Raw genomic sequence first — 12,696 nt, 5'->3', positions numbered from 1 at the left:
GAAGGGCCCCTGCTTAACGCATACAGTCGAGAAGGGTCCCCTTCTCACACCCGAATCGGCGCGGAGAGCGCGCGGCGCGGAGAGCGCGCGGCGCGGAGAGCGCGCGGCGCGGAGAGCGCGCGGCGCGGAGAGCGCGCGGCGCGGAGAGCGCGCGGCGCGGAGAGCGCGCGGCGAGCGCGGGCGACGGGGCGGCGGGTCAGGTGAGGAGTTCGTGGGCGGCTTCCAGGACCTCGGCGGCGGGTACGTCCGCCACGAAGGAGTCCCGGTGCGGGCATTCCCCGCTGCCGTCGCGGTGCGGGTAGAGGCCCCGGGTGCAGTCGACGCCGCAGACCGGGCAGTGCACGGTCCACGAGACGATCGGCCGGTGCCGGTCGCGTACCAGGCTGCCGGAGTTGATCAGGTTGCCCACCCAGTAGACGCCGACGGTCGCCGTGCCCACCGCTGCGGCCAGGTGCAGCGGACCGGTGTCGTTGGAGACCACCAGGGCACACTCGGCGTAGCAGGCGGCCAGCCCGCCGAGGCCGAGCGTGCCGACCAGTGGCCGGACCGGCGCCTCGGCGAGGGTGACCAGCCGGTCCACCACGGCGCGTTCGGACGGCGTACCGGTGACCAGGACCTCGTACCCGGCGGTGGCCAGCTCCCGGGCGACCTCGGCGAAGCGTTCGACGGGCCAGCGGCGGCGGGTGTCGGTGGCCCCCGGGTGCAGCGCCACCCGGGGCCGGCCGGGCTCGCCGAGCACGGCGCGGGCCTCGGCCCGGTCGGTGTCGGTGACCGCCAACCTCGGCACGATGGTGGTGGCCGGGGCCCCGACCAGCGTGACCACCTCCAGGTACCGCAGCACCTCGTGCTGGTAGTAGACGTAACGGACCCAACGGTCCAGCGGCGGGGCGTCCTCGGCGCGCAGACCGGCGGTGACCCGGGCGCCGAGCCCGCTGACCACCGGGTTGGAGTTCGCACCGCCGCCGTGCAGCTGCAACGCCAGATCGAAGCGTTCGGTACGGGCCGCCGTCAGGAAGGCGGCCAACCGGCCCTCGGCCTCGCCCGGCTCGGCCGCCCGGATCCCCGGGGCCGGCGGCACCACCGCGACCCGGTCGACCGGGCCGGGCCGGTCGCGCAGCAGCTTCGCGTGCCACGGCGCGCCGAGCAGCACGATCTCCGCCCCCGGGTACGCCGCCCGCAGCGCGTCGAGCGCCGGCAGGATGAAGATGAAGTCACCGAGTGCGTTGGCCCGCAGTACGGCGATCCGCTCGACCTCCGGCACCAACCCCCGACCCCGCGTCTCACCCAGCGGGCCCGGCCCGTCGACCGGCCGGTCCCGATCCAGCCCGAAACCGTCGGCCGGAAGGCCCGGGGCGGCACCGCCGGCCGGAAGGCCCAGCCCGGAACCGTCGGCCGGAAGGCCCGGGGCGGCACCGCCGACCGGCGGACTGCCGACGGGTGTGAACCGGGACGGGGTGGCCGGGCGGTCCGTCATCGCCGGTCGTCGTCGGGTCGGGTGTCCGGGTGGTGCAGCTCCCGGTCGGCGGCCGGGTCGACCGGTCGCGGCGCGCCGCCGCCGGCCCTCGGTGGCGCGGTACGGCCGGGCGGCCGGCGACTGGTGCCGCCGATGGTGATGGTGCGCGGTCGCGGGCGGGAGGCTCGGGGCAACCGGATCCGGAGCAGTCCGTGGTCCATCACCGCGTCGATCGAGTCGGGGTCGACCCGGGCCGGCAGGTCCACCCGGTACTCGAAGCCACGGGTCTCGAAGCCGCCCGGGATGCCCTGGTCGGCGTTGACCTCGGCCTCCGAACGGGCCCGTACGCACAGCTCCCGGTCGTCCAGCTCGACGGCCACCTCCTCGGGGGCCACCCCGGGTAGCCGGACGACGACCTCCCAGCCCTCGGCGACCTCGGAGAGCTCGACCTCCGGCGGCCCGGACCGGCCGTTGATCAGCCGGCTCAGCTCGGCGCGCAGGGCCTGGAGTTCGCCGACGGGGTCCCAGCCGGGCGAACACCAGCCGCGCTCCGGCTCGGTCACCGTGGCTCCCCCGACCGGGCGGCGGGCCGCAGCGAGCTGGGCGCGTCCAGGTCGGCGTCGCGGTCCACCCCGACCCCGAGCCGGTCGACCAGCTCGCCGCCGAGCCAGGCGCTGATGCCGAGGATGGCCACGCCGACCACCTCGATCGCGATCAACGCGCCTCCGGCGGCCCGGGACTCGGCGTTGAGCCGGACCACCCAGACGGCGGCGAAGAGCAGGATCACCGCGATGTTCGCGGCGGCGTGGGTCAGGCCCACCCGCTTGGCGCGGGTGCCGGCGGGGATCGCCAGCAGGTCGAACACCCCGGCCGCCGCAGCCAGCAGACCGACGACCAGACCGACGGTGATGTTCCAGTACGCCACCTCGCCGAGGAAGTCCGGCCCGCCGACGGTGTCGACCACGTCGAAGAGTACGGCGGTGACCAGCAGGGCAACCGGGAACATCACCAGCATCGGATGGACGGGATGGCCCAGCACCTTCAGTCGGCTCTCCATCGTGCGCCTCTCCACTGCCTCGGGCGTCCGGGATCTGCTGCTCAGGCCGTACCCCGTTGTTTCGGGGGCAAACCTCGCGTCCGGCGCGCTCCTGACCTGACCGCGGCGCTCGCGCGCGGTGGGGCCGCGCGGACGCCGTCACCGAGATCAACGGGGACGGGTGGGTCCCAGTGACGGTCAACGGGCCGGGCCGATCCGCACCTGGCAGGTTTATGGATGCGGCGGAGCGGAAACCAGTGCCGCCACCGACGACGGTCCACACGGGAGGTTCCAGTGAGCCAGGCCACCGTTCACGAAGGCCACAAGTCCGCCGCCGCCCCCACCGGCGGGGCCGGCGGCACCAACATCCTGGCGATCCTGTCGCTGGTCTTCGCCTTCGTCGCCGCCCCGGTCGGCATCGTGCTGGGTCACCTGGCCAAGCGGCAGATCCGGCAGACCGGAGAGCAGGGTGCCGGGCTGGCCAAGGCCGGCCTGGTGCTGAGCTACCTCTTCACCGGCCTCTCGGTTCTCTTCTTCGTGATCTTCGTCGTGCTGATGGCCAACGCCGACCCGGCCGCCACCACCGCCAACTGACCTGCGCGCCCCGGCCCGTCCCGCACCCCGGGGCGGGCCGACTCCTCTGGCGGGCCTGTCCCGGGGACGCTGAGGCCGCAGTTCGGCCCGGGACAGGACGGCCGACGGTGCGGACGGCAGCCGGTCAGGAGGTGCAGAACGGCGCCGGCTCGGTGAGGCCGAGCTCCGCGCAGTCCCATTCGGTGCCCTGGTCGTGGTACCGCCAACCCGTACCGGCCGTGTAGTGGAAAAGGTAGCGGACGCTGCCGCCGCCCGGGCGCTGCACGTCGGCCGCCGCCCAGGTCTGCGCGCACTGCACCCCGACGGACCCGAAGGACCAGCCCTGGGGCAGTTCGACCAGGTCACCGAGGGCTTCGACCGATGGACAGTCGGGTTCTTCGGATCCGGCACCGCTGGGGGCGGCGGCGGGTGTCGCCCACGGATCGGGCCGGTGGCTGGTAACGAAGGCGACCGTACCGCCGAGGGCCAACACCACCGCTGCGGCCGTGGTGCCGGTGACGAGGGTCGCCCGCCGTTGCGACTGCCGCGACCTGCGCAGGGACCGCTCGTAGAGGTCGGCGCTGCCGCCGTGCTCGCTCAGGTCGGACATGGCCTGACGCAGCGGCCCGAAGTGGTCGGTCATCAGGCCTCCTCCATCACGGCCGAGAGCAGCTCGGGCGCTATCTCCCGCATCCGGGCCAGTGCCTTGCTGGTCTGACTCTTGATCGTGCCGACCGAGCACTGCAACAGGTTCGCGGCCTCGGCCTCGCTGCGGTCCTCGAAGAAGCGGACCACCAGCACCGCGCGTTGTCGCGGGGTGAGTTGGGCGAGTGCCTGGTGCAGGGCGAGCTTGAGATCGGTACGGCGGGCGTGGTCACTGCCGGGCTGCGCCACGTCGGCCAGTTCCCCGGGCAGGGACTCGGCCACCCTGCGGCGCCGCCACCAGCTCACCTGCTGGTGGTACATGGCGGTGCGGGTGTACGCCTCGAAGTGCCCCGGATCGTCCAGCCGCCGCCGGCCCCGATGGGTACGGGCCAGCGCGTCCTGCACCAGGTCCTCGGCGAGGTGCCGGTCGCCGGTCAGCAGGAACGCCGTCCGGAGCAACGCCGGCGAGCGGGTCCGGACGAACTCCCGGAACTGGTCGTCGATCGAATCCGCCATGCCCCGCTCGTGCCCCCACGTACCGCACAGGTTGCCAGTCAGGGCGCGGCGGCGTCGACGAGGCCGTCCACTGTGGCGCACACCGTAGCTGGTGTACACCACCGCGCGCGACCGCGGTCACCCGGTCAGCCGGAGATGCAGAACGGTGCCGGCTCGGTGACGCCGAGGTCCGCGCAGTCGTATCCGCTGCCCTCGCCGTAGTACTTCCAGCCGGTACCGGCGGTGTGGCGGAACAGGTAGACGCCGTCACCGACGTTCGGCCCCTGCGGGTCGGCTCCCGCCCAGCCCTGCACGCACTCGACCCCGCCGAAGGTGACGCCCTCCGGCAGCTCGACCAGTTTCTGCAGGGTCGCCCCCGAGGGGCAGGCGGCGCTTGCGACATCCCCGGCCGCCCCGGTGGCCGCCGTGGGCGGAGCACCGGGGGTGCCGTCCGCCGGGGCGGCCGGCGACGGAGCGGACGCGGTGGAGTCAGGACCGGGTGCCGCCGTGACGGTACAGGCGGTGAGTGCGGCCAGGGCGGCGGCAGCGGGCAGCAGCAGCAGAAGACGACGTGCAGACATTTCCGGACCCCTGTGGATCGTGGCGGTCGTTGCGTACATCCGGGTACATGCGATCCGCCGGCCACAGGTTGCCGCCAACCGGAACTTTCCTCGAAGATGGCGGCAATGCGCGTACGCGCAAGGATCATGACACGGTCGGCGGCGCGTCGGTCGGATCGGAGTCGGGTGATGCAGCGACCGCACCGGGTGGTGTCCCTCGTGCTCGACGGGGCGCTCCCGCTGGACGTCGGGATCCCGGCGGAGGTGTTCCATCCGGAGACGGGGTTCCCCTACGCGGTGTCGACCTGCGGGGTCACCGCCGGAACGGTGCCGTCCCACGGGGACTTCGGCTACGCGGTCCCGCGGGGCCTGGACGCCCTGGCCGACGCGGACACGATCGTCGTACCGGGGTACGCCCCGGCGGGTCGGCCGATACCGGTGGCGGTGCGCGAAGCGCTGCGGAACGCCGCGTCCCGCGGGGCGCGCATCGCGTCGATCTGCTACGGCGCGTTCGCCCTCGCGGATGCCGGTCTGCTCGACGGTCTACGGGCGACGACGCACTGGGATGCGGCGGAGCAGCTCGCCCGGCGGCATCCGCGGATCACGGTCGAGCCGAACGTGCTCTTCGTCGACGAGGGAGCCATCCTCACCTCGGCGGGGGCCGCCGCCGGTCTCGACCTGTGCCTGCACATCGTCCGGCGGGATCTCGGCGTGGGCGCGGCGAACGAGATCGCCCGAGGACTCGTCACCGCGCCCTACCGGACCGGGGGTCAGGCCCAGTACCTGCCGAAGAGCAGCTCGGCCGCCCACGGCGAAACCCTCGCGGCGACGCGCGAATGGGCCCTGACGCGGCTCGACAAGCAGCTCACGATCGCCGGACTCGCCGCACACGCGAAGCTGTCGCCCCGCACGTTCCTGCGCCGCTTCGCCGAGGAGACCGGCAGCACCCCGCTGCAGTGGATCCTGCGGGCGCGGGTCGACACCGCCCGTGGACTCCTGGAGAGCACGACGCTGTCGGTCGACCGCATCGCGCACGAGGTCGGCCTGGGCACCGGAGCGAACCTCCGCCTGCACTTCCGCCGGCTCCTGGACGTGTCCCCCTCGGAGTACCGCGCCACCTTCTCCGGGCGGAGCTGACCACCGCGGTCATCGTCCGGCCACCCCCCGAGCGCCCCGCTACGAGACGCGCGCGGGAAGCGCGAGGGTTTCGCCCGCCACGTCGATCGCGACCTTGCCGTGCAGGGCGTACGACCGCCGGTTCTCCAGAAGCTCATGCGCCTCGCCCATCCGGGCCAGCGGAAGAGTCGCGCCGATCACCGGCTTCACCAGGCCACGCTCGACAAGCGTGGTGAGCGCGTTCAGCTTTCCCTGGTTCTGCCGGGTGAAGACGAAGTGGTAGGCGGCGTTGCGACCCCACGCCTCGATGAGGTTCTGCGGCTGCGCGATGTCGACGATGCTGACGACGCGTCCGAAGTCGGCGAGCGTCAGCGGGCTCCGGGTGAGCGCGTCGCCGCCGATCGTGTCGAAGACGACGTCGACCCCCCTGCCCCGGGTCAGCTCGGCCACCGCGTCGACGTAGTCCGCCGACGTGAAGTCGATCGCCGCATCCGCCCCGAGAGAGCGTACGAACTCGTGGTCGCCGGCCTTCGCGGTGGTGATCACCCGGGCGCCGATCGCCTTCGCGATCTGGATCGCGATCGTGCCGACACCGCCCGCGCCGCCATGGATGAGGATCGTCTCCCCCACGGCGAGCTGGGCCCGCGTCACCAGGGCCTCCCAGACCGTGCCGCCGACGAGAGTCAGGCTCGCCGCCTCCAGGTGACTGAGGTTCGCAGGCTTCCGGCCGACCAGGTCGACGTCGGCGACGTGCTGCTCGGCGTAGGAGCCGGGGCCGCCGAAGATCCGGGGCGTGTAGTACACCTCATCGCCGACGCGGAACTCGGTCACGTGGGATCCGACCTCCTCGACCACGCCGGAGATGTCGTGCCCGATGATCGCCGGGAGCGGCACCTGATCCGCGTAGTCTCCGCGACGGATCTGGTAGTCGAGCGGGTTGACCGCGGTCGCGTGGACGCGCACCCGCACCTGGCGGGGTCCGACCCGCGGTACGGAGACATCGCGCAGCTCGAAGGCATCGGCCCCGCCGAAACGGGCGAGCACAACGGCCTTCATCGAATCCGTCATATCGACGTTCCTCATCGTGGTTCGGGGCGCGCGACGCGCCGGGACGGTGCTTCCCGCCCAGCGTCGCGCGCACGATCCACACCCTCCAGTGGCAGCAATGCCAATATCCACAAGGATAGTGACACGCCCGTCAGCGCATGGGCGGACGGCGTCAGCGCAGGTGGCCATGGACCATGGACAGTGACACCACGTCACATTCGGCGGTGACGCGGCGCCACTGCCGGGCCGGCGTCGTCCGCGCTGTGATGGGTGCATGTCCGCCTCACCCGTCATCGACGTCGACCGGCTGAACCTCACGTACGGCGACTTCCACGCCGTCAAGGACCTCCTTCGGGGTACGGGCTGAGGACCGCGCCTATCGGGGCTCGTCGACCTGACCGGGCCCTCGTCCGCCTTTTGCCCTGCCGGCCGCCGGGGCACCGGCGCTGCCGGTCCTTTCCAGCCGCACCCGACTCGCTCGGGTCGTCGGCAACTTGCTGCCTACGAACTCAAGGAGCCACTCGTGTACAGGCCCGCCATACCCGACCCGCGCACCACCCACCGGGAAAGGCCGCTCGTCTCGGGAAAGACCGCTGCCCGCCTTGTCGCTACCGCAGCCGCGGCGTCCCTGCTGGTCGGCCTCGGCGCCTGCACGCCGTCAGTCCAGGCGGCGCCAGCGGTCGCCACCGCCGAAGATGCGGTCACCCATGCCGAGAACAAGCGGGTGGCCAAGGGTGCCCGGTGGACCCAGCACTACTTCCCCTCCTCCGACGGGTCGGACGTCGAGTTGCACGCCGACGTCCTGCTGCCCGAGAACCTGCCCGAGGGCAAGAAAGTACCGGTGATCCTGTCGGTCGGTGCCTACTTCGGGCACTCCGGGCAGCTCGATGACGAGAAGCACCCGCACACCGGCCCCTCGAACCGCTTCTACGACTTCATCGAGGGCACCGACCTGTTCTCCCGCGGCTACGCGTTCGTGATGGTCGACCAACGCGGCTTCGGCGGCTCCACAGGATGCCTCGACTTCCAGGGCCCCGGCGAGCAGGCCGACGTGAAGGCGGCCATCGACTGGGCCGCCACCCAGCCCTGGTCCACCGGCGCCGTCGGCATGTACGGCAAGTCCTACGACGCCATCACCGGCCTGATCGGCAACAACCTCAACCAGGACGCCCTCAAGGCGGTCGTCGCCCAGGAACCCATCTGGGACCTGTACCGCAACATCCGCTCCAACGGCGTACCCCGCTCGACCATCGGCAACGTGGCCACCAGCTACAACCGGATCGCCACCCTGCCCCAGCTGCCCGACGACGACGAGCGATACCGGACCAATGCCGCGTACGAGGAGAAGCATCCCTGCGTGGCCGTCAACTCGATCCAGTACCTGACCGCCGACTACGAGTCCGAGTACTGGCAGACGCGCGACCTGGCCCGGCAGGCCAAGGGCAGCGACACCCCGCTGTTCTTCACCCAGGGCTTCACCGAGTGGAACACCGAACCGGAGGGGATGGAGGAATACCTCACCAACCACCATGGTCCGCAGCGGGGCTGGCTCGGACCGTGGGACCACAAGCGGGGCAACGAACGCGCCGCCGACGGCCGGCTGGAGATGGGCCGCGACAGCTGGTTCGCCGAGACCATCTCCTTCTTCGACCAGTACCTGCGCGGCGTCACGCCGACGGTCGACTACCCCGCGTACGCCATCCAGGACAACAACGGCCGGTGGCGCGCCCAGGACAACTGGCCGGTCGTGGACAGCTCGCCCACCCTCGCGTTGCCCGGCGGCCGATACCTCGACGACAGCGCCGAAGGCGACCCCAAGGTCGATACCGGTAACAGCTTCTACCGCTGGTCACAGCCGCTGCGCCAGGCCACCCGGGTGACCGGCACTCCTCGCCTCTCCCTCACCGCCCGGGGCCACGGCAACCTGATGGTCCGGCTCTACGACGTCGCCCCCGACGGCACCGGGGTCTTCTTCAACGAGCAGGTGGCACTGGTGAACGGCGGCAAGCTCGCCTTCGACCTCAAGTCGAACGACTGGACCCTCGCCGCCGGCCACCGCCTCGCCGTGCAGATCGGCACCATCCAGGCCCCCGGACTGTTCAGCGACTGGACCGACACACCCTCCAACCGGAAGATCACCGTCGAGAACGTCCGGCTCGACCTCGACCTGGACGACCCGCGCGACGACCGCCCGACGGATGGCGAACGCGCCGTGTTCCTCGACATCTACACCGCTCTCTCCACCACCGAGAAGATGCCCATCGGCAAGCCCAGCTTCACCGTCCCCGCACCCCTTCGCTGAGCCCCACCGCCGAACGCCCCTTCCACAATCGCACCGACCCGAACGCCGACGGCGTCGGGGCCGGGCTTCTCGCCTAGGACCGGGCGCACCTGGCGTGGCGGGAGCGGTAGCTCCAGCGCCCCCGTTATCACCCGGACGGATCCTGGAAAATGCGCGTCCAGCAGTACCTGACGGGTTCTGACTCGCCTCCGGAAAGCGTGGAGATAACTCCCAACCCGACTGGGGGGATAGCATGATTGCACAAGATCTAGAAACCGTGGAAGCTCATTTCCATGACCACACAGAAAATCTCACGGTTCCATCGGGCCGCCGTGGCCCTCGTCCTTCCCGTCGCCGTGATAGGGGCCCTCGCCGCGTGTGATGACTCGGCGGCGTCGCAGGCCGCGCCCGCGGCTGGTCCGGAAGCCGCGGTTCCCTCGACCTCGACAAGCGCGGCGCCCGCAGCGGGCCTGCATATGATCGCCAACAACGGGCATCAGCTTGCCTTCCACGTCACGCCCGGAGGTTCTCCCACCATCGTGCTGGACGCCGGCGGCGGCGAGGACTCCTCGTACTGGGATGCCCTGGTGCCGCAGCTGTCGCAGGCCACCGGATCGCAGATCATCACCTACGACCGGGCCGGCATGGGTGCCAGCGAGGAGGTGACGGGACCATGGGACCCCCAGGCCGCCGCCTCCGACCTGCAGGCCGGTCTGCGTGAACTCGGCGTCACCCAGAACGTGATCCTCGCGGGCCACTCGCAGGCAGGAGAGGTGGCCCACTACTTCGTCCTCGCGAACCCCGGCGTTGTCTCCGGGGCGGTGCTGATCGATGCCAACGTGCCGCAATTCTTCACCGACACCCAGATCCAACGAATTGTCACGCTGACCGCGCCGCAGATCGAAGAGCTCAAGAAGGCGCCGTCGACGAAGGCGAACCGCCAGCTCATTGCCACGGCCGACAACTTCGGTCCCACGCACCAGGCGTACCACAAGGTCTCCTGGCCCGACAGCATCCCCGTCATCTATGTCGTGTCGGACAAGACACCCTTCGACGGATCTCCGCAGGACGCTCAGGCCTGGCGCGACGCGGCCGCCGCGTTCGTCAAGGCGGGGCCCGACCGCACCCTCGTCACCGCCAAGGGCAGCTCGCACGACGTTCCCCAGGACGAGCCCGTCCTGGTGCTCAACGAAATCGCACAGATGACCGCCACCGTCAAGTAACGGCATCGTGCCAGCGGGTGACAGGGGCCCGGATCTCGATGACGGCGAGGTGGCGGCAGAGATTCCGGGAGCGGGCCGACACTGCTTGCGCGGCGGGTAAGGTGTGCGCCGGTAGACGACTCAGCCGGCTGAGTCGTCTACCGGCGGAAGTGAAGAAACCTCACCGCGCGGAAATTGCGGATCGCCCGGGGGCCGATATGGACCGACCGCCAGTCCCGTCGATTCGGCACGATGCGCGATGAGGGAGTGAAATGACCGATTCCAGCGGAACCACCCTTCCCGGCGGCTCCTCGCCCTCGCGGGAACGCTCCGGGCCTGGTCCCGTCGCACGCAGCGGTCCAGCTCCGCGCTCCGCGCTGGGCTTGCGGATGAGCCTGTTGGGCTGGTCGCTGGTGCTGCTGACGGGTTCGGCCCTGGGTGCCGTGCTGGCCACGGTCTGGATCACCTCGATGTCAGTCGCCGCTCTCGGCGTCGGGATCCCCTTGATTCTGCTCACCACCGCGCTGGTGCGCTGGTTTGCCGACCTGCACCGCCAGTGGGCCGCCGACCGGCTCGGCGTACCGGTGCCCGCCCACCCCTATCAGCCCACACCGGACGCCGGTTGGCTGGTGCGGCTCTGGACGATCCTGCGCGATCCGGCGACGTGGCGGGACTGGATCTGGTTGGTGGTCAACTCGATCACCATATGGTGGAGTTGCGGACTGTCGCTGCTGTTCTTCGCCTTCGGAGTCGTCTACCTGACCTATCCGCTCATCTATCAACTGACGCCTCCTCAGGTATTCCGCACTCCGATGGGGGAGTCCTTCCGGCTGCACAGCGTCGCGCAGTCTTTCGCGCTGGTACCGCTCGGTCCGGTTTTCCTTCTGCTCTGGTACGCCACTGCGGCGCGCCTGGCGAACCTCAACGCTCGGATGATCCGCGCTCTGCTCGGCCCCACCGAGCAGGCGCGCCTGCGGGCCCGCGTCCAACAGTTGGCGACCACGCGCGCTGAGACCGTCGACACCCAGGCCCACGAGCTGCGCCGAATCGAACGCGACCTGCACGACGGCGCGCAGGCAAGGCTGGTGTCGCTGGGCATGAGCCTGGGCTTGGCCGAACAGTTACTGCCCAAGGATCCGCAGACCGTCCGACAGTTGCTGGCCGAGGCCCGCGAGTCGACCGCCAGCGCTTTGACCGAGCTGCGTGAGCTGGTGCGGGGCATCCATCCGCCGGTACTGGCCGACCGTGGCCTGGACGGCGCCCTCAAGGCCTTGGCCCTGGTGAATCCGATCCCGACCACGGTGGTGACCCGCCTACCGGGACGGCTGCCGGCCCCGGTCGAGTCCGCGGCCTATTTCGCCGTCGCCGAGGCGTTGTCGAACGCCATCAAGCACGCCCAGGCCCGGCAGATCCGGATCACCGTGGAGTTCGCACCCCATCGGGACGGCGCTGCGGGAGAGTTGACGATGCTGGTGTCCGACGACGGCCGTGGGGGTGCTTCGATCGATTCCGGCACCGGCCTGCGTGGCATCCAGCGTCGGCTGGCGGCCTTCGACGGCACGCTGACCGTTGACAGTCCGCCGGGCGGACCTACCGAGGTGAGGATGTCGCTGCCGTGCGTATCGTGATAGCCGAGGACCTCGCCCTGCTCCGCGAGGGCCTGATCAGGATCTTGCGGGCCAATGGGTTCGAGGTTGTGGAAGCCGTTGACAACGGGGCCGCCCTGATCCGGGCGCTGATGACGCACCGTCCTGACGTCGCCATCGTCGACGTGCGGTTGCCGCCGACCTTCACCGACGAGGGACTGCGTTCCGCCGTAGAAGTCCGCCGGCAGATTCCAGGGCTTCCCATTCTGGTGCTCTCACAGTATGTCGAGCAGATTTACGCCCGGGAGCTGATGTCGGATCGCGCGGGCGCGGTGGGCTATCTGTTGAAGGATCGGGTCACGGACGTCGGCCAGTTCATCGACAACGTCCGGCAGGTCGCTTCCGGGAGCGTCGTCATGGACCCCGACGTGGTGAGTGCACTGCTCACCCACCGCGCCGCCGACCCCAAGCTCCTGAAGCTGAGCCAGCGCGAGCATGAGGTCCTCGCTCTGATGGCCCAGGGCCGGTCGAACGCTGCGATCGCCACCCGGATGTTCGTCACCGAGAAGACTGTCAGCAAACACAGCAACAGCATCTTCACCAAGCTCGGTCTCAAGCCCTCCGAGGACGACAACCGCCGGATCCTGGCGGTCCTGGCCTACCTGCAGAGCTGAGAAGCGGAGTTCACATCGGCCACCTGAC

At 70.7% G+C, this 12,696-nt stretch carries 13 protein-coding genes; 6 read left to right on the top strand and 7 right to left on the bottom strand.

The features are described from left to right. Window positions 1-196 precede the first annotated feature (196 nt). The 3 genes from ACN28G_RS28380 to ACN28G_RS28370 are packed head-to-tail and all read right to left on the bottom strand — an operon-like array spanning window position 197 to window position 2,510. On the bottom strand, window positions 197-1,474 hold the full coding sequence (locus ACN28G_RS28380; RefSeq protein ID WP_421480739.1) for a glycosyltransferase family 9 protein: 1,278 nt from the start codon (window positions 1,472-1,474) through the stop codon (window positions 197-199). Next, the gene (locus ACN28G_RS28375; RefSeq protein WP_091433612.1) at window positions 1,471-2,016 is read right to left on the bottom strand and encodes an Hsp20/alpha crystallin family protein; all 546 of its coding nucleotides are present in this window, start codon (window positions 2,014-2,016) and stop codon (window positions 1,471-1,473) included. Before ACN28G_RS28375 ends, ACN28G_RS28380 begins: the two co-directional genes overlap by 4 nt. Beyond that, window positions 2,013-2,510 (bottom strand): DUF2231 domain-containing protein, encoded by a 498-nt coding sequence (locus ACN28G_RS28370; RefSeq protein WP_091433609.1) that lies wholly within the window; start codon window positions 2,508-2,510, stop codon window positions 2,013-2,015. Before ACN28G_RS28370 ends, ACN28G_RS28375 begins: the two co-directional genes overlap by 4 nt. A gap of 273 nt (window positions 2,511-2,783) precedes the next feature. Here ACN28G_RS28370 and ACN28G_RS28365 point away from each other — a divergent pair, with 273 nt between their 5' ends. Next, complete coding sequence (locus ACN28G_RS28365; RefSeq protein WP_421480738.1) at window positions 2,784-3,083, top strand: DUF4190 domain-containing protein; 300 nt, start codon at window positions 2,784-2,786, stop codon at window positions 3,081-3,083. A 124-nt stretch (window positions 3,084-3,207) separates the two neighbouring features. Here ACN28G_RS28365 and ACN28G_RS28360 read toward each other — a convergent pair whose 3' ends face one another. The 3 genes from ACN28G_RS28360 to ACN28G_RS28350 all read right to left on the bottom strand — a co-directional run bounded on the left by ACN28G_RS28360 (window position 3,208) and on the right by ACN28G_RS28350 (window position 4,783). After that, on the bottom strand, window positions 3,208-3,705 hold the full coding sequence (locus ACN28G_RS28360; RefSeq protein WP_421480737.1) for a hypothetical protein: 498 nt from the start codon (window positions 3,703-3,705) through the stop codon (window positions 3,208-3,210). Beyond that, the gene (locus ACN28G_RS28355; RefSeq protein ID WP_421480736.1) at window positions 3,705-4,223 is read right to left on the bottom strand and encodes a SigE family RNA polymerase sigma factor; all 519 of its coding nucleotides are present in this window, start codon (window positions 4,221-4,223) and stop codon (window positions 3,705-3,707) included. The genes ACN28G_RS28360 and ACN28G_RS28355 overlap by 1 nt, the downstream gene beginning before the upstream one ends. A gap of 125 nt (window positions 4,224-4,348) precedes the next feature. Continuing rightward, the gene (locus ACN28G_RS28350) at window positions 4,349-4,783 is read right to left on the bottom strand and encodes a hypothetical protein (RefSeq protein ID WP_091433597.1); all 435 of its coding nucleotides are present in this window, start codon (window positions 4,781-4,783) and stop codon (window positions 4,349-4,351) included. 168 nt (window positions 4,784-4,951) lie between these two features. Between ACN28G_RS28350 and ACN28G_RS28345 the strand changes: the two genes are divergently transcribed. Further along, window positions 4,952-5,899, top strand: coding sequence for a GlxA family transcriptional regulator (locus tag ACN28G_RS28345; RefSeq protein ID WP_091445805.1), 948 nt, complete (start codon window positions 4,952-4,954; stop codon window positions 5,897-5,899). Window positions 5,900-5,938: 39 nt separating this feature from the next. On the opposite strand, the gene ACN28G_RS28340 is transcribed toward ACN28G_RS28345, so the two are convergent. Then, window positions 5,939-6,946: a zinc-dependent alcohol dehydrogenase family protein gene (locus ACN28G_RS28340; RefSeq protein ID WP_421480735.1), complete on the bottom strand. Its 1,008-nt coding sequence runs from the start codon at window positions 6,944-6,946 to the stop codon at window positions 5,939-5,941. Between the two features lie 502 nt (window positions 6,947-7,448). Between ACN28G_RS28340 and ACN28G_RS28335 the strand changes: the two genes are divergently transcribed. The 4 genes from ACN28G_RS28335 to ACN28G_RS28320 all read left to right on the top strand — a co-directional run bounded on the left by ACN28G_RS28335 (window position 7,449) and on the right by ACN28G_RS28320 (window position 12,668). Beyond that, window positions 7,449-9,227: a CocE/NonD family hydrolase gene (locus tag ACN28G_RS28335; RefSeq protein ID WP_421480734.1), complete on the top strand. Its 1,779-nt coding sequence runs from the start codon at window positions 7,449-7,451 to the stop codon at window positions 9,225-9,227. Window positions 9,228-9,499: 272 nt separating this feature from the next. Then, entirely contained in the window at window positions 9,500-10,429 is a 930-nt protein-coding gene (locus ACN28G_RS28330; protein ID WP_421480733.1) for an alpha/beta fold hydrolase, read from the top strand. Between the two features lie 368 nt (window positions 10,430-10,797). Next, complete coding sequence (locus tag ACN28G_RS28325) at window positions 10,798-12,036, top strand: sensor histidine kinase (RefSeq protein ID WP_421480732.1); 1,239 nt, start codon at window positions 10,798-10,800, stop codon at window positions 12,034-12,036. Next, on the top strand, window positions 12,024-12,668 hold the full coding sequence (locus ACN28G_RS28320; RefSeq protein ID WP_091433588.1) for a response regulator transcription factor: 645 nt from the start codon (window positions 12,024-12,026) through the stop codon (window positions 12,666-12,668). Before ACN28G_RS28325 ends, ACN28G_RS28320 begins: the two co-directional genes overlap by 13 nt. Window positions 12,669-12,696: the final 28 nt, after the last annotated feature.

The sequence above is a fragment of the Micromonospora sp. WMMA1923 genome (genome assembly GCF_049179195.1).
Lineage (GTDB): Bacteria > Actinomycetota > Actinomycetes > Mycobacteriales > Micromonosporaceae > Micromonospora > Micromonospora yangpuensis.
Note: the sequence above shows the minus strand (reverse complement) of the source record. Positions and strands in the feature narration are given on the sequence as shown.